This window comes from Caminibacter sp. (genome assembly GCF_053999135.1).
The window spans coordinates 1-24,588 of record NZ_JBMXVQ010000008.1 but is presented as its reverse complement, the minus strand read 5'-3'; the positions used below and the strand labels follow the sequence as shown (position 1 = coordinate 24,588).

Sequence of the window (24,588 nt, the reverse complement as noted above, 5' to 3'; positions counted from 1 at the left end):
TAATTTTTAAAAAAAGAGGTTAAATGGTTTGTGCGGTTGTGGGATTAGGACTGATGGGCGGTAGTTTTGCCCTTGCGACTAAAAATTATTTTCAAAAAATTATAGGAATAGACCATAATAAAAGTCATCAAAAAGAGGCTTTAGCTTTGGGGTTGGTTGATGAAATTTCTTCTTTAAAAGAAGCCTCTATCGTAGCTGATGTTATTGTTTTGGCGATTCCTATCAGAGGAATTATTAACGCTTTAAAGGAACTTTCGGAGTATAATCTTAAGAAAGAGAGCCTGATTATAGATTTTGGTTCTACAAAAGAAACAATTGTAAATGAGTGTCCTAAAAATATAAGAAAAAATCTTGTAGCTTCCCATCCAATGGCCGGTACTGAATATTCTGGTCCTCAGGCTGCTATTGCAGATTTGTATAAAAACAGGGTTATGGTTGTGTGTAATATAGAAGAGAGCGGAGAAAATCAATTAAAAAAAGCTTTTGATATATTTAAACATCTTGAAATGAATATAAAAATTATGGACGCTACAGAACATGACAGACATGCCGCTTTTATTTCTCATATGCCTCATATAGTTTCGTTTTCAATAGCTAATGCGGTTCTTAAACAGGAGGATAAAGAACATATAGTTACTCTTGCAGCCGGTGGATTTAGGGATATGAGCAGACTGGCTAAAAGTAATCCTCATATGTGGAGGGATATTTTTAAAGAGAATAAAAAAAATCTTTTAAATTCCATAGAAGCTTTTAAAAGTGAGCTAAAAAAAGCAGAAGAAATGATAAAAAAAGAAGAGTGGGAGAAGCTTTGCAAATGGATGGAAACAGGAAACGAACTTCATAAAATTATGTAAAAAAATATCTTATTGCGGCAAATCCTACAGCTTTGCTTTTTTTTATTTCTTCTATTTCCTTATCGCCTATAATTCCGCCAAGGGCTATTACTTTAGGGTGCAAGTCGCATATGAAGTTTAACGTTTCTATTCCAAGCCCTCGTCTGTTTTTTGAATTAAACACGGGAGAAAAAGTGATAAAATCGGCTTTTTTTGCTTTTTTTACTTCTTCAATTGAATGAGTGGAAGCTATTACTGTTTTATTTTTAAATTTAGGTATTTTTTCCAATTTTGAGCTTGGAATATGAACTCCGTCAAATAATTCAATTAAGTTTTCTTTTTTTAAAGAATCCAGATTGATAAAAAGTTTTGAATATTTTTTTGCGAAATTTACAAACTCTTTTATCTCTTTTTCATCAAAATACTCTTTATTTCTATAGCATATAAAATCAGGCTTATGTTTTTTTATTGCCTCAAAAGTTTGTTGCAGTGAATATGATGGGTCTGTTATCATATATTTAAGCATATATCATAAATCCTTTTGGGTTATTTTGAGTTTTTTCGTTTATTTTAGTTAAAAGATTCTTAATATAGTTCTCATCGGTAGGTATTTTATTTAATGCCTGTAATATTTTGGGCAGTTCTTTATTGGGAACTTTTAATAACGCTTCTTTAAAAATTCTTTTATCTTCGGAGGATAAATTTTCTAAAATATTTTGTAAAGGACCTTTAGATGTTTGAGAAGTATTAATTTGATTGATAGATGAAATTTGCATAGGACTCCCTTTTTGGGAGTCTTAAGCAATAATTGTGCCAAATTATAGAGATTCTTCTTGACCTGTAACAGCTCCGTAAAGGTATACATATGTAAGTACCATAAATACAAATGCCTGTAAAAAGGCTGAGAATGTAAGCAGTGCGTAACCGGCTAGAGGGAATACCCACGGAGCCAACATTAACAATACCGCTAAAAATAAGTCGTCACCTTTTATGTTACCGAATAACCTGAATGCAAGTGAAATAATTCTTGATAAATGAGAAAGAATTTCAACAGGAAACATTAACGGAGCTAGCCATTTAACAGGACCTGCAAAGTGAGCGATATAATGACCAAGACCTTGGGCTTTTATCCCTTCGTAATGATAATATAAAAATACGATTAAAGCTAATGTAAGAGTTAGGTTTACGTTTCCTGTTGGAGACTCAAATCCCGGAATAATTCCAATTACGTTTCCAAAAAAGATAAAAATAGCTAAACTTCCTGCAAGAGTGAGATATTTTCTTGCTATTTCTTCGTTTGCAACATCTTTTCCTATATATAGGATACCTTGAACTGTCGCCTCCATTACGTTTTGACAACCGCTAGGGACTATTTGTAATTTTCTTGTAGCTAGTTTTGCCACGGTTACGGCTAGTAATGCCGCTAATATGGTGTGGACAATTAACTGGGTATGCTCATTATGCCCTAAAAAACCAAAAAACAACCATAATTCATTCATGGGAATATCCTTTTTGATGAAATTGTATCATATTATTAAGCACAAATTAATAGTGAATTGTGAAAAATTTTAAATATGTTACATATTGATATTCATCTGACCTATTCTGTAAAGTGCAAAATCATATTTTAAAGGGTCATTTTCATCAAATTCTTTTAATTTTTGTGTAAGTTCTATAGCCGTTTGCAAATCGTAAGTTTTTCTTTTTATTAATCCTAATTTGAGAGATACTTTATGGGTATGGGTATCTAAAGGTATGATTAAATCTTTTTTCTCCACTCCTTTCCAAAGGCCTAAATCCAGAGAATCGTCTCTTACCATCCATCTTAAAAACATATTCCATCTTTTATAAGGGCTGACGCCTTTTGTTTTTTGCGGAGGAATTTTACCTATTAAAAACTCATATCCTTTCGAAGGCCTATCTGATAAAAAGTAAATGGTTTTTATTATTTCTCTTATACCGTCAATGGGGTTTTTAGTTTTTTCATAACCTTTTAGAAAAAGTTTATTTAGTGAGTATTTTTCTTTCATTTTTTTTATCGTATTCATAAAATTTTCAACGTCATTTTTTGTCTGAAATCGGTAATAAGCATTGTTTGAATTTAAATTTTTTAAATCTAGGGAGTTTAAAAATTTTAAAATGGCTTTAACGTTTCCATATGCAAAAAGAGCCGCTATAAGAGCGATATATTCATCATTATATTTTTGGGCTATTAAAATAGGGTCAAGTTTTTCTTCGTTTACTTCGTAAATATTGTTCTTAATTAAATTGTCAAGTTTTTCTTTTATATTCATTGTGAGCCTTCTTTTATAAACTTTTGTGATATAATTATAATAAAAAAGGAGAAAATTATGATTATTAGAGGAGATACTAATTTAATTAAAGTATATGATTTAACACCGGTGGTGGATGCAGAATCTTATGATTTAAACGATTCTAAAGAAATTGAAAAATTTAAAGAAAGTGTTGTTAGTTTTTTGGATGCCGGAGAACTTGAAGCAGTTGATTTACCAGATGAGCTGGTAGGGGTTGTGCCGGATGGTGCAGAAATTGAAATAGAAGATAAAACTTATACTTTTGAAGATATTGAATATATAAATAAGACAGTGGATGAGCTTATAAGTGAAAATTTTGAAGAAGGTGATTTAATTTTATTGGTTCAGGCAAGCGGGGAAGGATATTTTGAATATGAGGAAAATCCTCAAATAGATAAACTTAAAATAGGTTATACCGCTTGTGATATAGATGTTCCTGATGAACCGGTATATGATTTTTTCTGTGATTTGATGTTGCCTTATTATGTGTTTGAAGATGGTAAAAAGCTTGAGGCAATAGCGAATAATTTTTATCCTAAAGATTCTATAACGGGAGAAGTATATATTGTAAGGGTAAACGAGGAAGGAGGAAAATATCTCGAAAAAGTATGTGATATAGACCTTTTACATTTTGGGTGGGACTTATTTGAGGATATTATTCAAGTAGATTATGACGAGCCTATTGCTTGATGCCAAATAGAGCATCAAGCATTTGGTTAATTGTAGTAATTACTTTTGCGTTTGCCTGATATCCTCTTTGAAACCTTTCAAGATTTACAAGTTCTTCGTCTATATTTACTCCGGTGAGAGCATAATATTGGTCTGATATATTTTTTAAAAGAGTATCAGAAACTTCTTTATTGTTTTTCGTATTTTCGGTTTCGTTTGCTAGGGCTGATGTGGAAGAGCGGTAAAAGCCGAATATAGTATCTTCAACGGCTTTTCCGTTTTTATAAAATTTGATTTTTTCAAACTGTAATTGCAAAACTTCGTTTGCTACTTCATTATTACCCTCATTTGGAGCTTTATAGGCATGTATTTTGCTTGGATTTTCAGCTAAATCCTGTCTTAAGGAAATAGTAAAAGCATCTTTTCCGTCAAAAAATTTATTAATTCCAAAAGCCCCTCCTATATTTACGCTGTCGTTGTCAAGACCTACATATATATTGTCTTTTTTAGGAGATAGTATAAATTTACCTCCGACTATGGAAGCTTTGAAATAATCGTCAATATCGTTTTGAGAGTTGTTGTCCTGATTGTCGTCTATATTTGGAGTGTTTATTTGGGCTATAATTCCTTCTATAGTCGAATATTTAGGGTCTGTTGAATTCATATCCACATTTATTGTTCTTCTTGCAAGTTCTTTTCCGTCGTTATCATATGCCACTATATCAAAAGAACCGTTTTCTAAAGGTATGGGAAGGTCCGTGGTATTGATTTTGTTAATAGGCAGATATTCTATTTCGTTAAACGCTTTAAAAAGAAGGCTTCCGTCGTCTTTTACCAGAGGATAATTTGATATTGTTCCGTCTCCGTCGGTATCTGTCGGTTTAAATGTGATTTTTCCGTTTTCTATTACGGCTTTTGAATCTACACCGTTGTCTTTAAAAAGTTTATTTATTTCATCGAGAGTGGTTTTTAAACTTTTTGAAGGGTCTACTTTGTAAATCAGTTCTTTTAAATTATTGCCGGTATTGTCGTAAACGTTAAAAATCATATTTCCTTCTCTTATATTGTTTCGTAGGTTTTTATTGAGAATGGATAAGGATAGATTTTCCATTCCCGGAGAAATACTTATAGGTTTATATAAAGGGTCCGTTTGTACGGAAGTTTGAGCGGAATATGAATAAACGGAGTTAACGCTTCTTATTAACCCTTGCGATAGGGCGTTTAGGGATGAAAGTACATCTCCTATACTTCCGTCTGTGGGCCGGTTGTTTTTGTCAAAATTATTACCTCTTATAGCCAGTAATCCTCCTACTTCTCCGGTTGTAATAGAATTGGTGATATTTTCGTAAGTATTGTCTTCTTTTTTTACCGTTATTGAATAGTGTCCATTTTCATTGGTAACTTCAAGTTGATGAAAAGAGTTATTGTTAACTAAAGGGTATCCTCCAAGAGATACTTGGTAATCTTCCGAATAATCTACAGTGTTTTCTCCCTGTGCATCAATTGATTTTATACCCTCTTTAAAGACTTTTACCCCAAGTAATTCTTTTACTCTTTTTTCAAGAGCGTCTCTTTTATCCCTGAGTTCGTTTGCGTGATTTATATTATTTGCCTCATGGGCGGCGATTTTTTTATTCAGGTCGGCAATCTGTTTTAAAATGACGTTTGCTTCTTCTACTTTTGTTTTTATTGTTTCGTCTATGTCTTTTTCTATATCCATCATTTTTCCGGAGAGTGTTTTTATGGAATCGCTTAAGATGTTCGTTTTTGAATCCAAATCTACTTTTACGCTTCCGTCATTCGGATTACTGGCAAATGTCTGCCAGGCGTTAAAAAAGTTTTCAAGGTCTTTATAGATACCGTTATCCGTTACGTCGGGAAAATATGTGGATATTTCCTGAAGGTGTTTTTCCATCGTCGAAAGTTTTGAGTTGTTAGCGGAAGTCGCCGTTAGTCTGTTAAACAAAAACGTATCCGTAATTCTGTAAACGGAACTTATTTTTACACCGATTCCTATATCGCCGGGAATAGTGTGTATAGGGTCTAAAGTTGTGAGAGTAACTCTTTCCCTTACGTAATCCGGATTGGATGAGTTGGATATGTTGTTTGAGGTTACGTCTATTGCGTTTTGATGAGCTTTAAGACCCGTAAGAGCGGTTGATAGGGAAGATGAAATAGCCATTTTAAGCCCTTATATGCAATTGAGAATTGAAATTTGCTCTTTCGTTGTAACTTATTTGTTCTTGATTTTTTATTTGAGAGTTAAGAGCATTGTAAAAATTGGCTACGCTTATAGCCATTTTTGAAAATTTTTTATGCTTTTCATAAAAAATATTTAATTTTTCTCTAAAAAGATTAAAAAGGTTTTCTTCTTCTTTATTAAAAATTTCTTCAACAGGTCTGTTTCTTTGAACCAGTATTTGGTCTATATTTTTTTTTAACTGGTTAAATTTATAAGCTAGTTGTTCTTTTGTTTTAATGTTTTTAAATACTTCTTCGTGATTTGCTTCTTTAATGTTTTTTAAATCTTCATTTGTTATTTCTATTAATTTATTTAAAACGTTAATGGTTTCTTGCAGCGTGTTTATAAGCATATTTACCCCTTTTTAAGGGTAGAAGAATCAAAGAAGAGATTTAGCCATAGCTTTTGCGGTATTTTCTATATCCACTTTATAAGTACCGTTTTCAATTGCTTTTTTGATTTCTTCTACCCTTGATAATTTTTCTGTTTTTTGTGTTTGCGTTTTTGTCTGTTGTTGGGTAGAAGCAACGTTAAGTCCAGGAATTCTGGTTGAGACTTTATTAATCATAGCCGCCTTCTTTTAGTTTATTTTTATTATGGAATTCTACCCAACATTATCGGCATTTTCAAAAAAAACTTAAGTTTTGTCTTTTAAATAATTAAACAGTAATTCCGAATATCCGAAACTCCCGCTTAACTCTTTTGATAAAGCTTCCTGGTACATTGAACGATAAATTTTTTCTCCCGGTGATTGAGGAAAAATTGAGCTTTTTGGATTTAATGCCTCTTTTAGAAAAAAATTCAAAACCTCGCTTTCAAAATCGTTGCATACCTGTTTTAACTTTTTTAACTTTTCAGGGTTTTCCAGGTTTATTCTGTTGTATTGGGATATGGTTATGGTATTCATTGAAAACTCCTTAATTAATAACTACTTTGGCGTTCAGTGCGTTGGATGCTTTTAGATTTTCTATTATCGCTATAATATCCTGAGGTGTTGCTTTTACTTTTTGTAAATTGTTTGTAAGCTCAAGCACACTGGTCTCTTTTTGGATTTTTATGGTAAATTTTCCGTATACTATTACAGTGGGTTTTACCGTTATATTGCTTCCAGCAATTACCGTTCCAGTTCTTTCATCTATCACTATTATATTTTCCTGAGGTACGGAAATATCTATATCTTCTACTTTAGCTAAAAATTCCGGCATAGTCATGTTTTGAGGTTTTTTTAGTTTTACCGTTCTTGGGTCTATGGCTATAGCTACTTGTTGTTTAAAGAAATTGTTTATTGCTTTTTGTGCGTTGATTGCCAGATTAAAATCGCTTTTATTAAGAGATAAAGTGGCGAATCTTTGATGGTATATATCCCATGCGACCGCTCTTTCTACAGTGGCTCCGTTTAAAACTTTTACCGTTGTGGTAAAATGTTTTTGGTTTTTTCCTCCTTTTACGTTAAATCCACCCATGGTAATAGGACCTTGGGCAAGAGCATATATTTTTCCGTTTACGCCTTTTAAAGGAGTAATTAACAATACTCCGCCCTCTAAACTTTTTGCATCTCCTATGGATGAGACGGTAACGTCTATTTTATCTCCTTCCCTTGCAAACGGAGGAAGAGTGGCCGTTACCATAACGGCCGCTACATTTTTGGATTTTATATCTTTAGGGTCAAGTTTTACGTTTACGTTTTTTAAAAGGTTTGAGAGTGTTTGATTGGTGAATTTTGAAGAAGAATCCCCGCTTCCTTTAAGTCCCACTACAAGACCGTAACCTATAAGCTGGTTGCTTCTTACACCTATTATTGAAGAGATATCTTTTATTTTTTCGGCTAAGAGTAAAGAAGCGAATAAAAGTATGATAAGAAAAAATCTCATGCTTTAGCCTTTTTACAAGACTAAAGCAAAAACCGTTCCTAATCTAAATATCTGACTATGAGTTTTCCTTCTTTTTCATAAAAATCATATACTTTTTTTTCACTTTTAAGTCCTTCTATAAAATTTTCGTCAAACGTTTCATATTCTACTATCTTAAATTTTTTTATCGGTTTCATTTTAATAAGAGCGATAATCCATAATAGTCCTATAAAAATAGCAAGTGTTAAAAACGTTTTTAGCATTCCGTGTTTTAGAAAATAACCGGCAACCGCCCCTCCTAAAAAGATACCGAGATATTGAACGGTGTTTGATGTTGAAAGGGCGGTTGCTTTTTGATGGGCGTAAGCCACTTTGCTTACGAAACTTTGCAAAACCGGTTCTAAGAGGTTAAAACCGAAGAAAAATATGATTACTCCCATAACGGCTAATATAGGAGAAGATATGTTTAATCCCGCTAAAAAAAGGATTAATGCGGTTGTTATGGATATTGCGCTTAATATAAACACCAATTTTCCTTTTCCTTTTTTTTCCGCTAGCACGGCTCCTAGAGGAAGAGCAAAAAAGCCGAATATTAAAGCGGGAATATAAACTTTCCAAAGTTCGTTTTTATGCCATTGAAAAACAGAGGTAAAAATTAACGGTATCAGCAAGAAAAAAACACTCATAAGACCTTTTTGCATAAATCCGGAGAAAAAAAGTTTTAAAAGTTCCTTATGTTTTAAAATATCACTTAATTTGGCTTCGGGCATATGATGTTTAATTTTAGGTGCTGGGGGTACTTTTTTTATTACGATAAAAATGGAAACAAGAGCCAGAAAAGCGGTGAGTAAGAATAGTTTATCCACACCGTATTTAGTCCCTAAGGTAGGACCTAAAACCATAGAAATGGCAAAACTTAACGCTATAAACTGACCCATTCTGGCAAACATTTTTGCCCTGGTGTTTTCATCGGATAAATCTGCCATATAGGCTAAAATAACGCCTCCTACGGCTCCGGCACCTTGAAGAAGTCTTCCAAAAATGAGGGTATAAATATTGTCTGCAAAGGCACATACAAGGCTTCCGAGCAACAATAATAAAAGTCCTAGTATCAAAATCGCTTTTTTGTCATATTTATCCGCTAGTTTTCCAAAAGGTATCTGAAGGAATATCTGAGAGAGTGCATATGCCCCTATAGCCACTCCCACGTTGAATTCATTCGCGCCTTGCAGTTTCATAGCATACAGGGCCAATACCGGCATAACTATAAAAAGTCCTAAAAATCTTATTGCCATCAACAAGCTTAAATATATCATGTTTTTCTCCTTATATTTTAAAATATTTTTTTTGTTTGTTTTCAAAATAGACTAGTTTCTCCACTCCCATTTTTTTGAGTTTTTCAGTAGTTTCTTTTAACATAAATCCGACTTGTTCCACTGAATGTGCGTCACTTGAGGTAGTGAGGTCTATATTTTCTTCTAAAAGCATTTCCAGAATTTCGTCCCCGGGATAAAGTTCTTTTACCGGTTTTCTGAGTCCCGCCGTATTTACTTCCACCGCTAAGCCTGCTTTTTTTATCGCTTTAACGGCATTTTTGGCCAAATCTTTTATAGGTGTTTTGGGTTTGTGACCGAATACCTTTATTAAGTCCATATGTCCTATTATATTAAAAATTTTTGAATTTGCAAGTTTTTCAATATGGTGAAAATATTCTTTATAGATATCTTCAACGTCTCTTTTATCCCACTCTTTTATAAATTCAGGATTGTCAAACCCCCAGTTATCCAAAAAGTGAACGCTTCCTATAAGGTAATCCACCGGAGCGTTTATAACTCTTTTGTCGAGGTATTTAACAGGTGTAAAATCTACTTCGTATCCTATTAATATTTTGATTTCTTTATATTGTTTTTGAAGTTTTCTTATTTTTTGTTCATAAGATTGCATATCGTTAAAATCCATACGGTATTGTTTATCAAATTCCATGGGTGCATGGTCGGCAAAACCGTATATTTTTATCCCTTTTTTTATAGCTTGTTGAATATATTCTTCAGGCTCCCCTTTTGCATGGTTACATAAAGGGGTTTGATTATGAATATCAATCATTTTTTTGCCTTTTTGGGTGAAATTATATATAATAATTCCAAAAAAGGGTGGCTATGACTCAAGAAGAACTAGACGCGTTAATGGAAGGCGATGTTGATATCGACGCTTTAGCCGAAGAAGCGGTAGGGGAAGAGAGTGCGAAAGAAGAGGATTCTTCTGAACATAAAGACGAAGTATATCCGCCTCCGGCCGACGATAAACACAAGGTGGTGGCCCAGCTTGACGAAGTTACAAAAGAATCAGAAGAAAAAGCCATACAGATTTTGGATATTATGGACGAAATTTCCGTAGCCGTAAGTGAAGCCAGCAGCGATTTGCAGGATGTTTTAAATTTTTTAAATCATGAAAAAGAACTTTTCGGAAAGCTTCACAAAAAATTTCCTCATATCAAAACATTTGAAAAAGAGCTTGAGGAAATAGATAAAATGATAGAAAAAGTTCAAAAAGCGATAGAAGCAAACGAAGCCACCCAAGAAAAAATTATGATGGCTATGGATATTATGCAGTATCAGGATATCCATCGTCAGAAAATTGAAAGAGTTATAAATATTATGAGGGCACTTATTAAATATATGAACAAACTTTTCGAAGGCAAGATGGAAGACGAAGAGAGAGTAAAAAGCGCTTCTCATATTCACGGAGACGCCGGAGAGACTATCAGTGAAGAAGAGATAGAAGCGATGCTTGAACAGTTTGGAGTATAATATTATGAAAAAACCTGAACTTTTAGCTCCCGCCGGAGATTTTGAAAAGCTTAAAATAGCGGTTAAATACGGAGCCGATGCGGTATATGCGGGAGTTAGTCATTTTTCTCTGCGTTGTCACAGCGGCAAGGAATTTGATTATGAAACGTTTAAAAAAGCCGTTGATTACGCTCATAAAAAAGGGGTTAAGGTTTATGCCACCGTTAATTCTTTTCCTTTTGAAAATCAACTTCCGCTAGTAGAATCCCATATAAAAAAATTGAAAGAAATCGGTGTTGACGCTATGATAATATCTACTTTAGGGGTTATAGCAAAAGCCAAAGAAATAGCCCCTGAGATAGATATTCATCTCTCCACCCAGGCAAACGCCCTTAATTCATGGGATTATAAAGCTTACAGGGATTTCGGGGTAAAAAGAATTATAGCGGCCCGTGAGAGCAGTTTAAAAGATTTGATAAAAATAAAAGAAAAAGTTCCCGATGTTGAAATAGAAATTTTTGTTCATGGGGCCATGTGTTTTGCCTACAGCGGCAGGTGTCTTTTAAGTGCGGTGCAATTTGGAAGAAACCCAAACAAAGGAAGCTGTGCAAACGACTGCAGATATCCTTATGTTCTATATGCTCAAAATCCTGAAACCGGAACAGTTTTTAAAATGGAAGAATATCAGGACGGAACTTATATTATGAACGCAAAAGATTTGTGTCTTATTAAACATATTCCGGAAATTCTTAAGGCGGGGGTTATAGACAGTTTAAAAATAGAAGGACGTACGAAAGCCCCTTATTATGTTGCAGTCGTTACAAAAGCTTATAGGGATGCTATTGACGAATATTTAACAACGGGTAAATGTGAATGCGATAAATATTATCAAGAAATTTTGACTACTAAAAACAGAGGTTTAACGGATGCATATCTTATTAAAAGACCTTATGAAAGAGACGATACCCAAAATCTTGAAACTTCTTTAACTCATGGTGAATGGCAGGTTAGCGGTATTGTAAATGAGGATGAAGAGAGTTTTATGTGTAAATATAAAACTTATCCGGGCGATGAGGTGGAAATTTTGATTCCAAAAGGCACTACTGTAACCCCTTGTGAAAACGATATCGGAAAAATTTATAAAAAAGACGGAAAATGGTATTTGAAATTTTATAAGATAATTACTAAAAGCGGAAAGGAATTAAAAAGCGTTCATAGCGGTAATCAAAACCCTATAATGCTTCCTTGTAGATTGCCTTATTTGACATTTTTGAGAAAAAAAGTAAAATTTAGTCCTAACGGCGTATAAAAGGAGATATTATGAGATTTGTAAGTGTATTAATGGGAAGTAAAAGCGATTATGAAATTATGAGAGAAGCGGTAAAAATTTTTGAAAAGTTTCAAATTCCTTATGAGCTGATTATAACATCTGCTCATAGGACTCCTGATAGAACTCATTTATATGTAAAAGAAGCTGAAGAAAGAGGTTGTAAAGTGTTTATATGCGGTGCCGGAATGGCTGCGCATTTAGCGGGGGTAGTGGCTTCTCTTACTACAAGACCGGTTATAGGAGTCCCAATGCCAACAGGTATGATGGACGGACTGGACGCTCTTTTAAGTACCGTTCAAATGCCAGGAGGTATGCCTGTGGCTACGGTAGCGGTGGGGAAAGCGGGAGCTAAGAATGCGGCGTATCTGGCTCTTCAGATTTTGGCCAACAGCGATGATGAGTTAAAAGCTAAACTTGAAGAGGATAGAATAGCTCAGGCTAAAAAAGTGGAGCTTGATTCAAAAGAAGTTGAGGTAAGACTCGATTGATGCAGACGTGGTTAAGTATTTCTGAATTTTCCAAATTAACAGGTAAAACAAAAAAAGAGATTATAAAGCTGTGTAAAGAAAAACAATTAAAATGCAAAAAACAGGATGATGAAGTTTTTATAGAAGTTGAGTCTATGGCAAAAGCTTTGGTGCCTTTGCCAGAACTTGAGATAATAGAAAAAGAAAACTCTATAGCCGAGCGTACGATAGGTATGCTTTTAACTCTTCATGAAAAAGTGTTGATGAGTAAAGATGAAACCATTGATGCGTTAAAAGAGGAAAATAAGTTTTTAAAAGAATCTATATATTCTCTTCAGGAAGCTTATGAAGAACAGAAAAAAACTATTGAAAGGCTTCAGCGACAGCTTGAAATATGTCAGGATGAACTTGAATTTTGCAGAAGAAAATATAAGCTGATGTGGGGGCAGGTGTTAAAAAGAGAAGAAGAAAAAAACAATAATCAAAAGGAGGAGAAATGAGCCAAAAAAGAGTTGTGCTTTTTACAGCTCCTGGATGCGTGTGGTGCACGAGGGCTGAGCAATTTTTTAGAAAAAATAAAGTAAAATACAAAAAAATAGATATAAGCAAAGACACTAAAGCTGCAAAAGACTGTGAGAGACACGGATGCAGGGGAGTGCCTGTAATACTTATCGGCAGCAGATGGATTTGCGGTTTTAACGAACCTGTGATTAAAAAGGAGCTTGGGATTAAATGAATATAGCAAGAGAGTGTTATCTTTGTATTTATCGGCAAGTTTTTAAGCTTGCCGATAAGTTTTGTAAAGATGAAAAGTGTGCAAGCAAGATTTTAAGAGAGGGGGCAAGGATTCTTAGCAAGTATGATATAGATGTAACCCCTCCGGAAGTTGCAAGAGAAGAGTATGGTAAAATAAGTGAAATTTTAGGGATTGAAGATTTGTTTGAAAAAGAGAAAAAAGAGTCCATAAAAGAGGCTTTGAAATTTAAACCCTTTCTTAAATTAAAACTTCTTGAATCAGATAATCCTTTATATGATGCGTGTAAGATTGCAGTTGCTGGGAATGTAATTGACCTTGGAGTTCATCAGAGTTATAATTTAAAAGAGGAACTTGATAAGATTTTTGAGATTGAGTTTAAAAGAAATGATTTTGATGAGTTTGAGTTAAGAGTTGAGGATAGTGAGAGTATCTGTTATTTAGCAGATAATGCCGGGGAGAATATTTTTGATGAGTTGTTGATTGAAGAGATTAAAAATATTAACCCGGATGTTAAGGTTTATTATGTTGTAAGAGGCAAGTTTGTTATTAACGATGTGACAATTAAGGATTTAATAGGGCTTGAAATTTTTGAATTGGCTGAGGTTGTTGACAGCGGTGTAGATACTCCCGGGTTTCACTTGAAGTTTGCCAACGACATTTCAAGAGAGATTTTTTATAACTCCGATATGGTAATAAGCAAAGGAATGGGTAATTTTGAGTGTCTTTTTGATGAGTGCGGCAGGAAAGTATTTTATCTTTTTAAAGTAAAATGCGAAGTGGTTGCACGTGCAAGCGGTGCTGAGGTTGGAGATTATATGCTTTTTAAAGGCGAGAAATGAGACTATATTTAAAAAATATTGGAATGATAAAAGAAGCTGATGTAAAGCTTGATGGTTTAACAGTAATTGCCGGGGAAAATGATACTGGTAAAAGCACTATAGGTAAAGTAGTGTTTTCTTTAGTAAAGGGAATTCAAAAGTATGAAGAAAGTCTTGAGAGTAAATATAGAAAAGAAATTATACGTTATTTAGATAATTTTTATGCAAGATATCATATAAAAATAGAAAAAAGTAAGAATGGTTTTTTATTTTTTCCTCCAATTTTTACAGATAATATACTAAAAATTAGAAAAAATAATAAAGAAAACTTTGATAAATTTATAAAAAATTATATTAAGTTAGTGAATCAAATTGACAATTCTGAAATGTTGAAAGATTTTAAATTATTAATTGCAAAAATAAAAGAAACTTTTAAAGATAACGATTTAAAAATATTACAAGAAGAAGCTTTAAGAAGAGCGTTTTTTTCTGAGTTTAGAAATCAGCTTGTATCAAAAAAAGAAGGGATTATAAAAATATATGAAGGAAAAGAAAAAAAAATAGAAATAGAAATTAATAAAAATGGAATTAAACTAGAAAATTCATTAGATATTAATTTAGATGATGTTACTTTGATTGAAACTCCAATAATATTAAATTTTAGTGATATGATACAAAGAGCAAAATCTCATTTTGAAGAAGAAGAATTAAATAAAACATTGATTAGATTAGAATCAGATGTTGTTTATCATTCTAAAGATTTAATCAATAAATTGACTAATGCTGCTAAATATGGGGAATATAAAATTGAAGAAAAATTATTATCATATTTAAAGTTTGATTTTAAATACAATGATGTAACAAGTGAATTTGTTTATGTTAAGAATAATAAAGAATTTAGTAGTATTAATGTTGCAGATGGTATTAAAAGTTTTGGAATTATTAAATTACTTTTAAAAGGGAGCTATATTAAAGAAAATACTCTTTTGATAATTGACGAACCAGAAGTTCATCTTCATCCTAAATGGCAAATAGAATATGCTAAGTTAATAATTGAGTTAGTAAAAAAAGATATAAAAGTTTTAATTACTAGTCATTCTCCTTTTTTTATTGATGCGATTGATAAGTTATCTTATGATATTAAAAGAAATTATTATTTTGCAGAAAATGGAATTATAAAAAAAGATAATGATTTAAAATTGATGTATGAAAAATTAAATGTAGCAATTGATGAATTAGAAAATTTAGAGATAGAAGAAATGTTTTTTAAGGCGAAAAATTGAAAATAGATGTTTTAAAAAATATTAGTGATGGTTTATGTGATAGCGAATATGAATTAGTAGATTTTGATAAAGAGGATGATAATTATGCTACAGTAGATGGATTATTGGTAGATAACAATAACTGTATGTTTATAGAATTTAAAGATTTACATTATGTAAGTTTATTAGACTGGTTAAAAAATAAATGTCTTTGTAAAGAAACTGGAATTAGCTATGTTAAACCGATAAAATGTCATAAAGAAAATATTTTATTAAAAGGATATGAGTCATTTTTATTATATAGAAGTGAAATAAAAAATAAAAAAGTTTGGTTTATTTTTGTATATTCCCATTATGAGAGTAGGAAAAATGATAAAGAATTTAAAGCTTATTTTAAAAGAAATATTTTAAAAAGGTTAGAAATTATATATGATGAAGTTAGAATAATAAAATGTGATAAATTTTTAAATTTCATTGAAAAAATAAAAGGAGAAAAATAATGTATTTTAGCGATTTGCTTTTAAAACTTCAGGAATTTTGGAAAAATAAAGGTTGCAATATAGTAATGCCTTATGATTTTCCAAGCGGGGCCGGGACGTTTCATCCGGCAACTCTGCTTAGAAGTCTTGAGAAGGGTCCTTGGAATGTAGCGTATGTGGCGCCAAGCCGCCGCCCGACTGACGGAAGATACGGCGAAAATCCAAACCGTCTTGGAAGTTATTATCAGTTTCAGGTAATTATGAAGCCAAGCCCCGATAATATTCAGGAGATGTATCTTGAGAGTCTTGAATATCTGGGGCTAAATTTAAAAGAACACGATGTAAGGTTTGTAGAGGATAACTGGGAGAGCCCTACTCTTGGAGCATGGGGTCTTGGATGGGAAGTTTGGCTTGACGGTATGGAAGTTACCCAGTTTACATATTTTCAGCAGGTAGGAGGGCTTAAAACATTTCCGGTGCCTGTTGAAATTACGTACGGGACTGAGAGACTTGCTATGTATCTTCAGGGTGTGGATAACGTATACGATATTAAATGGAACGAAAACACAACTTACGGGGATATGCATAAAAGAAGCGAATTTGAGTTTTCTAAATACAATTTTGAAGTAGCAAATGTTGATATGTTGTTTAGATGGTTTGAAGATTCAAGGAATGAAGCTAAAAGATGTCTTGAAGCAAATCTACCTCTTCCTGCATATGATTATACTATTTTTGCAAGTCATATATTTAACGTGCTTGATGCCAGAAAAGCTATATCGCAAACGGAGAGACAAAATTACATTTTAAAAATACGAGAACTTGCAAAAGGTGTTGCCGAAGCCTATGTTGGAATTGAGAATTGAGAATGGAGAATTAAAAATTATGAAATTAAAAAAAATATACGATTTTTTAAACGAAATAAGCCCTTTTGAGCTGCAGGAAGAGTGGGATAACAGTGGAGTAAATATAGGCGATTTTGATAAAGAGATAAAAAAAATTTATCTTTCGTTGGATATTGATGACGGTGTTGTAGAAGAAGTTGAAGAAGGTTCTTTGCTTATTACCCATCATCCTTTGATTTTTAAAGGAATAAAAAAAGTAATTCCAAATAGGTTTTCTACTAAATATTTAATTAGACTTATAAAAAAAGATGTTTCTTTAATAGCTATGCATACAAATTTTGATAAAACGCATTTAAATACTTATTTTGTTGAAAAAGTTTTGGGTTTAAGCGGCGAAAAAGATGATTTTATCTTTTACAGTGATATTTTTATGGATTTTGACGAACTTGTTACAATGATAAAAGAAAAAATGAACCTAGATATTTTAAGGGTTGTTAAAGCAAATGATTTTGTAAAAAGGATAGCTGTTACCACAGGTTCTGGAATGGGACTTTTGGATGTTATTAAAGCTGATTGTTTTTTAACAGGAGACATTAAGTACCATGAAGCCCTTGATGCAAAATCAAGAGGGATTTCATTAATAGATATAGGTCATTATGACAGCGAAAAATATTTTACCGACGCTCTTTATGAAGAGATTAAAGACCTTAATATAGAAATTGTGAAGATAAATTCTAAAAACCCGTTTACGTTTATTTGATATAATTTCAATAAAAAAAAGGCAGATACATGAATAAATTCTTAAAAGAGCTTATTGAGCTTAACAGACTTGAAAGAAAATTAAAAGAACTTGAGCCGGTTGAAGCGAATATTAAAGCGCCTTTAATTAAACTTGAAAATCAAAAGAAATCTCTTGAAGAAAGACTTGAAAAGCTTGAAGAGGAGATAAAAAATATTAAAGTTAAAAAAAGTAAAAATGAGCTGTTGATTTCCGAACTTAAAGATAAACTGAAAGATATCGAAGAAAAACAGGCTAAAGTAAAAACGGAAAAAGAGTTTAAAGCTCTTCAGATAGAAGAAGAACTGGCCCGTGAACAGATAGAAGCCGCAAATGATGAAATTGCAAGATTTGAAAAAATCTTGGAACAAAAAGAGGAAGAAAAAGAAAATCTGTTAAAAGAAATAGAAAAGATAGATGCCGATATTACTATTACTAAAATGGATGTGGATAAAAAACTTGAAGTTGTTGAAGCACAAAAACAGGAAATTTATAAAAAAAGAGAAGAGCTTATTAAAGAAATGAATCCTCAAATTTACAGATTTTATGAAAAAATTAAAAGATGGGCGGGAATCAGTGCTGTTACTCCTATAAAAAAACAGGCATGTACGGGATGTAATATGAAAATAAACGATAAAATTTACAGCGAGGTTATAAAAGGCGAGGAGATAGTTACCTGTCCTCACTGTGGAAGAGTTCTTTTTGTAGAAGATGAAGAGATAAATGAAAAGTGAAAGATAAATTTTTCTTTATAATTTATTTTTTATTTGCTTTTTGTATTTATATAATCTCTCTTCCTTTTCTTTTTTTTCTTATTTTTAAAAAAAAATATAGAAAATCGATTCCCGCAAGATTTTTTCTTTATAAAAATCCTCCGTTTAATAAAAAAAATTATTGGTTTCACAGTTGTTCGCTTGGAGAAACAAAAGCGTTAAAACCTATTGTGGAAAAACTTGAAGATGTCAATATTAGTGTAATAACCTATACAGGTTATAAAGAAGCGTTGAAATACAAAAATGCGAAAGTCAGGTTTTTGCCTTATGAGATATTTTTACCTTTTTGGATAAGGCCCTGTAAAACCTTAGTTGTTATGGAAGCTGAACTTTGGTATTTTCTTTTTTATTTCTCAAAAAAAAGATGTAATAAAACTGTTTTATTAAACGCTAGAATAAGTGAAAAAAGTTATCCTAAATATTTAAAGTTTAAATGGTTTTATAAAAAAATTTTTGAAAATATAGATGTGGTGTTGGCTCAAAGTGAAACAGATAAAAAAAGGCTTGAAAGTATCGGAGCGAAAAACGTAACGGTAGCGGGGAATATAAAAACCTTTTTTTATCCGAATATTAAAGTTAAATATATAAAACAAAAACCTCTTTTAGTACTAGCCTCTACTCACAAAAATGAAGAAGAGATGATTTTAAATAACTTAAATTTAGGAGAATATCAGATTGTGGTCGTACCTAGGCATCCTGAGAGATTTAAAGAAGTTTTTGAAATTATGAAAAAATTCGGGAATGTTAAGAAAGTATCTGATTTAAAAGAAAACAATAAAAATATAAAACTTGAAGGGGATTTAATATTAATGGATAAAATGGGTGAGCTTATAAATTTATACGCCGTTGCCGATAAGGTGATTTTGGGAGGAAGTTTTGTTGATAACGTAGGCGGACATAATCCTGTTGAGGCTGCTTTTTTTAATGTCCCTATAATTAGCGGTAAATATATTTTCAATCAAAAAGCTTTATATAGCGAAGTTGAAAATATTGTTATTTCCGATGTTAATGATATAAAAACAGCTCTTTTAAAAGCTAAACCAACTTACATTAAAAACAGAACAGATATTAATAAAGTTTTAAAAGTTATTAAGGATGAAAAATGATTTATAAAATAGATAATGAATATATAACACTGAAAATCAAAGCTCAACCTAATTCTTCAAAAAATAAAATTGCCGGTGTGTATGGAGATGCTATTAAGATTAATATAAAAGCACCTGCCGTAGAAGGTGCCGCTAATAAGGAGTTGATAAAATTTTTGTCTAAAGAGTTCAAAATTCCAAAAAGAGATATAATAATAAAAGGCGAAACAAGTAAAAATAAACAGGTGATTTTGCCAAAAAGCGAAAAATTTTTGAATTTTTTAAAGGAAATTGATGACCAATCAGGAGATAGCTAAAATTTTTTCAAAAACAGCAGACCTTTTAGAAATAAAAGGAGAGTATCCTTTTAAGGTAAGAGCTTACAGAAACGCCGCAAGAATTATAGAAAATTCAAGTAAGGATTTTAATAAACTTGTAAAAGAAGGGTTTGATTTAACAAGACTTCCGGGAATTGGTAAAGATTTAAGCGAATATATCAAGGAGATAGTAACAACCGGAAAATTTCACAAGCTTGAAGAACTTCAAAAAGAGATACCTTCAGGTCTTATAGAAATGCTAAGCATTGAAGGTTTGGGGCCTAAACGGGTAAAACAGATTTATGACGCTTTTGGGGTTACATCTTTAGAAGAACTTAAAAAATACGCTCAAAGCGGGGAGCTTGCCAAACTTCCGGGGTTTGGCCCTAAATTGATAGAAAAAATATTAAAAGGTGTAAAACAGCTTAAGAAAGCCGGAATACGTTTTTTATGGGCTGAGGTAGAGGAAATTGCGGAAGAGATTAGAGGATATCTTTTGGATTTTGAAGGGGTGGAAATTGTAGAAATAGCCGGAAGTTACAGAAGAAAAAAGGAAACTGTCGGAGATTTGGATATTTTGGTAGTTGCAAAAGATTATCCTAAGGTTAGCGAATATTTTATAAAATTTCCAAAAGTAAAAGAGGTTCATTCCGCAGGTCTTACCCGTTCAACAGTTTTTTTGGAAAATTCTTTGCAAGTGGATTTAAGGGCTGTTGCCAAAGAAAGTTATGGAGCGGCTCTTCATTATTTTACGGGGAGTAAAGCTCATAATATAGAAATCAGAAAAATAGCTATTGAAAAAGGATTGAAAGTAAACGAATACGGTGTTTATAAAGAGGATAAAAAAATAGCCGGAGCTACAGAAGAAGAAGTGTACGAGGCTGTGGGATTATGTTATATAGAGCCCGAACTTAGAGAAAATAGGGGAGAAATTGAGGCTTGTTTGCAAAAAAAACTTCCTAAACTTATAGAATATAGGGATTTAAAAGGGGATTTGCATATTCATACGATTTACAGTGACGGAATTGATACGATTGAAAATATGGTTATAAAAGCTTTAGAATTAGGGTATGAGTATATAGCTATAACAGACCATTCTAAAAGATTAAAAGTGGCTAATGGAATGGATGAAAAAAAACTTTTGCAACAGATAGAGGAAATTGAAAAGTTACAGAAAAAGTATTCTCAAATAAAAATATTAAAAGGAGCGGAGGTAGATATATTGGAAGATGGCAGTCTGGATTTCGAAGATGAAATTTTAAACAGGCTTGATATAGTTGTAGGGGCCATTCATTATAAATTTACAGGCGACCAGACAGAAAGACTTTTAAAGGCTCTTGATAAAATAAACATATTAGCACATCCTTTAAACAGAATTATCAATAAAAGGAATGAAATAAAAGCCGACTGGGAAAAAATATTTAAAAAAGCGGCAAAACTAAATGTAGCTATTGAAATTAATTCCCAGCCTGACAGACTTGATTTATCGGATACTTATATAAAAATGGCTAAAGATATAGGTTGTAAATTTGTTATAAATTCGGATGCCCATAATGTTAACATGCTTCAATTTGTAAAATACGGTATAAATCAGGCAAGGAGGGGATGGGCCCAAAAAGAAGATGTTGTTAATACTTATTCTTTAAAAAATTTGTTAAATTTTTTTTCAAAATCTTTTTGAAACAAAAAAATTTCTTTTTGAATAATATGGGCTAGTTTAGGAATGTCTTTTGAGTCTATTTTATGGGATAAAATATAAAGATTATTTAAAATGTGAGAGAGAGAACCCCTAAGAAGCGTATGTTCTCTTGGGTAATATTTTTGCATCGTATCTATTGCATCATCTATGAAATCTATAAGACCAGTTAATTCTTTATAGTTTTTTACTTTTTTTTTGAGTGTTTGTTTTACGGGATTTAAAATTTTTCTTAAGTTTAAAGGTTTTATATTTAAATTTGTTTTTTCAAAACACTGGATAATTTTTTTTATGTATTTTTTTTTGTCTGTGTCGGGTAGTATTTTATCTTTAATATTTAAGGGTATTGAGCCTTCTATATAAGCCCCGTCGCTTAAATTATATACTTTTAAGTTTAATTTTTCTAACATTTTTTCTATATTGTATTTTGAAGTTAATAAGAGAGAATCGGTATATATGTCGTCAATGAAGTTTCCTTTTATTTTTATACCCTCTTTGGCAATGTCGTCCGTTTGGTCGTAAAAGCTGTTTTTTGAATGTTTTTTATCTCCGATTCTAAACCCTAGGTCCATGCCGCATAAATAAATTTCTTTAGTGAAGTTTGCCGCAAATGCAAATCCCGCGTTTCCCACAATAGGAGAAGAACCGGTTAAAATATGATGTTCAGACAGACTAAAAGCCTCTCTTGTATACATTAAAGGGTGTTTTGCCATTTTAAACACTTCCGGATTTACAACATTCGCTCCTACGAAATATCCGTTGTAGTTTGGAAGAATATCTTTTAAAACATCTTTTAATATGTCTATTCTTTCTTGTTCGATATGAAAATCACTCTCAATTCCTGCTTTTAAAAGAGGTTTTATGGCTGTTCCTACCGATATTATAATCATAGCATCTTTATTTTTTTTAATAAAATCTATATTTTGTTCAAGACTTTTTCCGTTTGCCACTATGCAAAAAGGGATGTTTATATTCTCTTTTTTGCTAAGCAGGGGATATTTGTTTAAGTTTTCTAAATGGTTTTTAACTCCTTTTATTTCATCTTCGTATGTTCCCCATCCCCTGAGTTTTGCATTTCTTATTTCTTCGAATTTATTTTTAGCGTCTTTTATCAGAGGATGGTCGTATGTGGTTAAAGTGAGGTTCATAAAACTTGAAGTGATTTTTCTCTCATAATAAAATTTTTCTATAGCGAAATAATCAAGCGTTCCGTTTACCCATAAAAAAAACCTGTCTTGCAGTTTTTCATATATTTTCGGATAATCTACGAAATATAAACTTATAGCGAAAAATTCCGGATTTGGCTCGTAAACGAAAAGAGATTGAAACTCAAAATTATCTACTAAAATATCCAGATGTTTTCCTGCTAAAAGACCGAATATTGCAGTAGTAGGTAAAAAATTTTTATCAAAATAAAAACCGTGATGAGTGTATTCTTTTAGTGTTTTGGCTTTGGTGATGAGTTTATTGATGATTTTACCCGTTATAAAAAATTTTTTTTCCCATATTACCGGATTAATATAAAAAAACTTTTTTTCCCATAATTTATTGTGTGTTGGATAAAGGGCAAATTTTTTAGAATCTTCTTCAATAGAAGAAGGGTAAAGTTTATTACCGTTTTTATCTATGATATTGTCATTTTTTATTAAAAAATTCCTTGTTTTTATGTTTTTTATAAGCTCGTAATAATGGGGAAGTTCGTTATAAAAAAATTTAATGTTTTTTTCGAAAAGTTCGTTCATGGAAAAGCTCCGCTAAAAATCAAAAGATTTTTAGCGAATTATATCAATTATTGTTTTAATTGTAGAAGCGTATTTAACATCTGGTCGGATGTGGTTATTGTTTTAGAGTTTGCCTGGAAACCTCTTTGAATTACTATAAGCTGTGTTAAACTTCTGCTAAGATCCACGTTACTCATTTCAAGTGAACTTGGATTAATAGTTCCCCTTCCTCCTGTTCCGGCTGCGCCTATAATAGGATCTCCTGAGTTTGCACTTGAGCTAAATAGTGTATTACCCTCTTTTACCAATCCCATGTTGTTTGTAAATTTAGCAAGTGCTACTTGTGCTAAAGGTTTGCTAATGCCGTTTGTAAAAACCCCTATTATTGTTCCTGTTTGGTCTACTACCAGCTGATTTAAATCGCCTCCGGCATATCCGTCTTGGGAAATACCCGAGGTGGTGCTTGGTGATTCAAAGGATGTAAGTCCGTCAAACGCTCCAACTGTTCCGAAATTTAAATGTATTTTCAGAGGAGATTCCGCTCCGTTTTTAGGGTTTATATTTAATTGGTTAGGATTTACCGAAGCTATACTTCCGTCTGAATTGAATTTTACATCTCCAAAGCTAGGATACATAATTTCCGCAGGTTTAGGTATGTCCGCATACCATTTCCATTCGGACAAATCTTCCGCGTTTGTAGCCGTATGGGATTTCCTAAAATGAAGAGATAAAGTATGTTTGCTGCCAAGTGAATCGTAAACCTCAATACTTGTTGTATGTGTTGCGGCGTTCATTTCATTGGATGAAATAGTGGAATTTGCAGCTATTAATCCGCTTAAAGGAGACATAATTTCGGTAAATAACTGATTGTCTTTTTGTTCCGGATAACCTTTTACATTGGTGGTAAATGATGATGGCGAAGTGTTTTTTATTTTTATTTTTCCGTCTTCAATATATGCTATACCGGATATGTTGTTTTTGGAATTTGCCGGGTCTCCCGCGTCGTCAATCGCCATTTGCCAGATATTTGCCAAATCTTGAATATTATTAAAATAATAAACGTCGTTTTTTCTAAATTCTTTTGTTTCACTACTATTACCGTTTAATCCTTGAAAAATTTTTTCAAGCCTACCCTGAGGAGTATTGGAGTCGTTATAAGGGTCTGAGTTTGTGTCATTTTCGGTTATATTTACTTTTGTTATTTTATCACCGTTTTTTTCAATTATTTTTCCGTCTTTAAATTCTACCTGATCATCAATGCCATTTTGGTCAAAATATGTATTTAATGCACAGCATAAATCGTCTATTGTTTGAAAATCTTTTCCGTATTCAAAAGTTTTATTATTTCCATCTATGGTGAATGTAATTTTATCTCCGATATTCATATAAGCTGAGGTATTATTACTGTCATATGTCCAATGAAGCCCTTCAAGTGAATCCGATTTTGTAATATCTCCGTCTTTTTGATATGTGGCGGAAGTCGCTCCACAGGTGCCGGCGTTTGAAATAGGCTCGGATGTATATACGAATTTTCTGTTTTCTCCTAATCCTTCGATACTTGCTTCAAT

The 24,588-nt window shown here is 32.3% G+C and carries 29 protein-coding genes; 16 read left to right on the top strand and 13 right to left on the bottom strand.

The annotated features are described in order from the left end of the window. Positions 1 to 23: 23 nt before the first annotated feature. Positions 24 to 854 (top strand): prephenate dehydrogenase, encoded by an 831-nt coding sequence (locus ACXJH6_RS00375; protein ID WP_456469779.1) that lies wholly within the window; start codon positions 24 to 26, stop codon positions 852 to 854. On the opposite strand, the gene ACXJH6_RS00370 is transcribed toward ACXJH6_RS00375, so the two are convergent. The 4 genes from ACXJH6_RS00370 to ACXJH6_RS00355 all read right to left on the bottom strand — a co-directional run bounded on the left by ACXJH6_RS00370 (position 847) and on the right by ACXJH6_RS00355 (position 3,127). Next, positions 847 to 1,359, bottom strand: a complete 513-nt coding sequence (locus tag ACXJH6_RS00370; protein ID WP_456469778.1) for a thiamine phosphate synthase — start codon at positions 1,357 to 1,359, stop codon at positions 847 to 849. The two genes, ACXJH6_RS00375 and ACXJH6_RS00370, sit on opposite strands and share 8 nt — an antisense overlap. Then, complete coding sequence (locus ACXJH6_RS00365) at positions 1,352 to 1,609, bottom strand: hypothetical protein (RefSeq protein WP_456469777.1); 258 nt, start codon at positions 1,607 to 1,609, stop codon at positions 1,352 to 1,354. The genes ACXJH6_RS00370 and ACXJH6_RS00365 overlap by 8 nt, the downstream gene beginning before the upstream one ends. Positions 1,610 to 1,651: 42 nt before the next feature. Then, positions 1,652 to 2,332: a F0F1 ATP synthase subunit A gene (locus tag ACXJH6_RS00360; RefSeq protein WP_456469776.1), complete on the bottom strand. Its 681-nt coding sequence runs from the start codon at positions 2,330 to 2,332 to the stop codon at positions 1,652 to 1,654. 78 nt (positions 2,333 to 2,410) lie between these two features. Then, positions 2,411 to 3,127 carry a TIGR02757 family protein gene (locus ACXJH6_RS00355; protein WP_456469775.1) on the bottom strand — a complete coding sequence of 239 codons (717 nt, stop codon included), beginning with the start codon at positions 3,125 to 3,127 and terminating at the stop codon, positions 2,411 to 2,413. A 57-nt stretch (positions 3,128 to 3,184) separates the two neighbouring features. Between ACXJH6_RS00355 and ACXJH6_RS00350 the strand changes: the two genes are divergently transcribed. Next, positions 3,185 to 3,838, top strand: coding sequence for a hypothetical protein (locus tag ACXJH6_RS00350; RefSeq protein WP_456469774.1), 654 nt, complete (start codon positions 3,185 to 3,187; stop codon positions 3,836 to 3,838). Here the strand turns inward: ACXJH6_RS00350 and flgK are convergent. From flgK to ACXJH6_RS00315, 7 genes are all read right to left on the bottom strand, one after another. Continuing rightward, the gene (gene flgK / locus ACXJH6_RS00345) at positions 3,828 to 5,999 is read right to left on the bottom strand and encodes a flagellar hook-associated protein FlgK (protein ID WP_456469773.1); all 2,172 of its coding nucleotides are present in this window, start codon (positions 5,997 to 5,999) and stop codon (positions 3,828 to 3,830) included. The two genes, ACXJH6_RS00350 and flgK, sit on opposite strands and share 11 nt — an antisense overlap. Position 6,000: 1 nt before the next feature. After that, positions 6,001 to 6,411 carry a hypothetical protein gene (locus tag ACXJH6_RS00340; protein WP_456469772.1) on the bottom strand — a complete coding sequence of 137 codons (411 nt, stop codon included), beginning with the start codon at positions 6,409 to 6,411 and terminating at the stop codon, positions 6,001 to 6,003. 27 nt (positions 6,412 to 6,438) lie between these two features. Further along, positions 6,439 to 6,627: a flagellar biosynthesis anti-sigma factor FlgM gene (locus tag ACXJH6_RS00335; RefSeq protein ID WP_456469771.1), complete on the bottom strand. Its 189-nt coding sequence runs from the start codon at positions 6,625 to 6,627 to the stop codon at positions 6,439 to 6,441. Positions 6,628 to 6,696: 69 nt separating this feature from the next. Further along, the gene (locus tag ACXJH6_RS00330; RefSeq protein WP_456469770.1) at positions 6,697 to 6,966 is read right to left on the bottom strand and encodes a rod-binding protein; all 270 of its coding nucleotides are present in this window, start codon (positions 6,964 to 6,966) and stop codon (positions 6,697 to 6,699) included. Between the two features lie 10 nt (positions 6,967 to 6,976). After that, positions 6,977 to 7,930: a flagellar basal body P-ring protein FlgI gene (locus ACXJH6_RS00325; protein WP_456469769.1), complete on the bottom strand. Its 954-nt coding sequence runs from the start codon at positions 7,928 to 7,930 to the stop codon at positions 6,977 to 6,979. A 38-nt stretch (positions 7,931 to 7,968) separates the two neighbouring features. Further along, positions 7,969 to 9,225, bottom strand: a complete 1,257-nt coding sequence (locus ACXJH6_RS00320; protein WP_456469768.1) for an MFS transporter — start codon at positions 9,223 to 9,225, stop codon at positions 7,969 to 7,971. Between the two features lie 10 nt (positions 9,226 to 9,235). Continuing rightward, entirely contained in the window at positions 9,236 to 10,012 is a 777-nt protein-coding gene (locus ACXJH6_RS00315) for a histidinol-phosphatase (protein ID WP_456469767.1), read from the bottom strand. A gap of 53 nt (positions 10,013 to 10,065) precedes the next feature. Here ACXJH6_RS00315 and ACXJH6_RS00310 point away from each other — a divergent pair, with 53 nt between their 5' ends. Genes ACXJH6_RS00310 through polX form a run of 14 tightly spaced genes read left to right on the top strand, consistent with a single transcriptional unit; the run spans position 10,066 to position 21,284 of the window. After that, a complete protein-coding gene (locus tag ACXJH6_RS00310) occupies positions 10,066 to 10,716 on the top strand; it encodes a hypothetical protein (RefSeq protein WP_456469766.1) in 651 nt (216 codons plus the stop codon). A gap of 4 nt (positions 10,717 to 10,720) precedes the next feature. Next, positions 10,721 to 12,004: a peptidase U32 family protein gene (locus ACXJH6_RS00305; RefSeq protein ID WP_456469765.1), complete on the top strand. Its 1,284-nt coding sequence runs from the start codon at positions 10,721 to 10,723 to the stop codon at positions 12,002 to 12,004. Between the two features lie 11 nt (positions 12,005 to 12,015). Then, on the top strand, positions 12,016 to 12,513 hold the full coding sequence (gene purE / locus ACXJH6_RS00300; RefSeq protein ID WP_456469764.1) for a 5-(carboxyamino)imidazole ribonucleotide mutase: 498 nt from the start codon (positions 12,016 to 12,018) through the stop codon (positions 12,511 to 12,513). Further along, positions 12,513 to 12,992 (top strand): DUF3972 domain-containing protein, encoded by a 480-nt coding sequence (locus ACXJH6_RS00295; RefSeq protein WP_456469763.1) that lies wholly within the window; start codon positions 12,513 to 12,515, stop codon positions 12,990 to 12,992. The genes purE and ACXJH6_RS00295 overlap by 1 nt, the downstream gene beginning before the upstream one ends. Further along, positions 12,989 to 13,228, top strand: a complete 240-nt coding sequence (locus tag ACXJH6_RS00290; RefSeq protein WP_456469762.1) for a glutaredoxin family protein — start codon at positions 12,989 to 12,991, stop codon at positions 13,226 to 13,228. Before ACXJH6_RS00295 ends, ACXJH6_RS00290 begins: the two co-directional genes overlap by 4 nt. After that, a complete protein-coding gene (locus ACXJH6_RS00285) occupies positions 13,225 to 14,088 on the top strand; it encodes a damage-control phosphatase ARMT1 family protein (protein WP_456469761.1) in 864 nt (287 codons plus the stop codon). Before ACXJH6_RS00290 ends, ACXJH6_RS00285 begins: the two co-directional genes overlap by 4 nt. Continuing rightward, positions 14,085 to 15,350 (top strand): AAA family ATPase, encoded by a 1,266-nt coding sequence (locus tag ACXJH6_RS00280; protein WP_456469760.1) that lies wholly within the window; start codon positions 14,085 to 14,087, stop codon positions 15,348 to 15,350. The genes ACXJH6_RS00285 and ACXJH6_RS00280 overlap by 4 nt, the downstream gene beginning before the upstream one ends. Beyond that, positions 15,347 to 15,829, top strand: coding sequence for a hypothetical protein (locus ACXJH6_RS00275; RefSeq protein WP_456469759.1), 483 nt, complete (start codon positions 15,347 to 15,349; stop codon positions 15,827 to 15,829). The genes ACXJH6_RS00280 and ACXJH6_RS00275 overlap by 4 nt, the downstream gene beginning before the upstream one ends. Beyond that, positions 15,829 to 16,671 carry a glycine--tRNA ligase subunit alpha gene (glyQ, locus tag ACXJH6_RS00270; RefSeq protein WP_456469758.1) on the top strand — a complete coding sequence of 281 codons (843 nt, stop codon included), beginning with the start codon at positions 15,829 to 15,831 and terminating at the stop codon, positions 16,669 to 16,671. Before ACXJH6_RS00275 ends, glyQ begins: the two co-directional genes overlap by 1 nt. 19 nt (positions 16,672 to 16,690) lie before the next feature. Continuing rightward, a complete protein-coding gene (locus tag ACXJH6_RS00265; protein WP_456469789.1) occupies positions 16,691 to 17,410 on the top strand; it encodes a Nif3-like dinuclear metal center hexameric protein in 720 nt (239 codons plus the stop codon). A gap of 29 nt (positions 17,411 to 17,439) precedes the next feature. After that, positions 17,440 to 18,162, top strand: a complete 723-nt coding sequence (locus tag ACXJH6_RS00260) for a zinc ribbon domain-containing protein (RefSeq protein WP_456469757.1) — start codon at positions 17,440 to 17,442, stop codon at positions 18,160 to 18,162. Continuing rightward, complete coding sequence (gene waaA, locus ACXJH6_RS00255; protein ID WP_456469756.1) at positions 18,159 to 19,307, top strand: lipid IV(A) 3-deoxy-D-manno-octulosonic acid transferase; 1,149 nt, start codon at positions 18,159 to 18,161, stop codon at positions 19,305 to 19,307. Before ACXJH6_RS00260 ends, waaA begins: the two co-directional genes overlap by 4 nt. Further along, complete coding sequence (locus ACXJH6_RS00250; RefSeq protein ID WP_456469755.1) at positions 19,304 to 19,603, top strand: DUF167 domain-containing protein; 300 nt, start codon at positions 19,304 to 19,306, stop codon at positions 19,601 to 19,603. The genes waaA and ACXJH6_RS00250 overlap by 4 nt, the downstream gene beginning before the upstream one ends. After that, entirely contained in the window at positions 19,581 to 21,284 is a 1,704-nt protein-coding gene (gene polX / locus ACXJH6_RS00245; protein WP_456469754.1) for a DNA polymerase/3'-5' exonuclease PolX, read from the top strand. The genes ACXJH6_RS00250 and polX overlap by 23 nt, the downstream gene beginning before the upstream one ends. Here polX and ACXJH6_RS00240 read toward each other — a convergent pair. Together ACXJH6_RS00240 and ACXJH6_RS00235 are read right to left on the bottom strand one after the other, a co-directional pair. After that, positions 21,239 to 23,041, bottom strand: coding sequence for a motility associated factor glycosyltransferase family protein (locus ACXJH6_RS00240; RefSeq protein ID WP_456469753.1), 1,803 nt, complete (start codon positions 23,039 to 23,041; stop codon positions 21,239 to 21,241). The genes polX and ACXJH6_RS00240 overlap by 46 nt on opposite strands. 47 nt (positions 23,042 to 23,088) lie before the next feature. Continuing rightward, the coding region (locus ACXJH6_RS00235) for a flagellar hook-basal body complex protein (RefSeq protein WP_456469752.1) at positions 23,089 to 24,588 on the bottom strand (1,500 nt) is incomplete at its 5' end.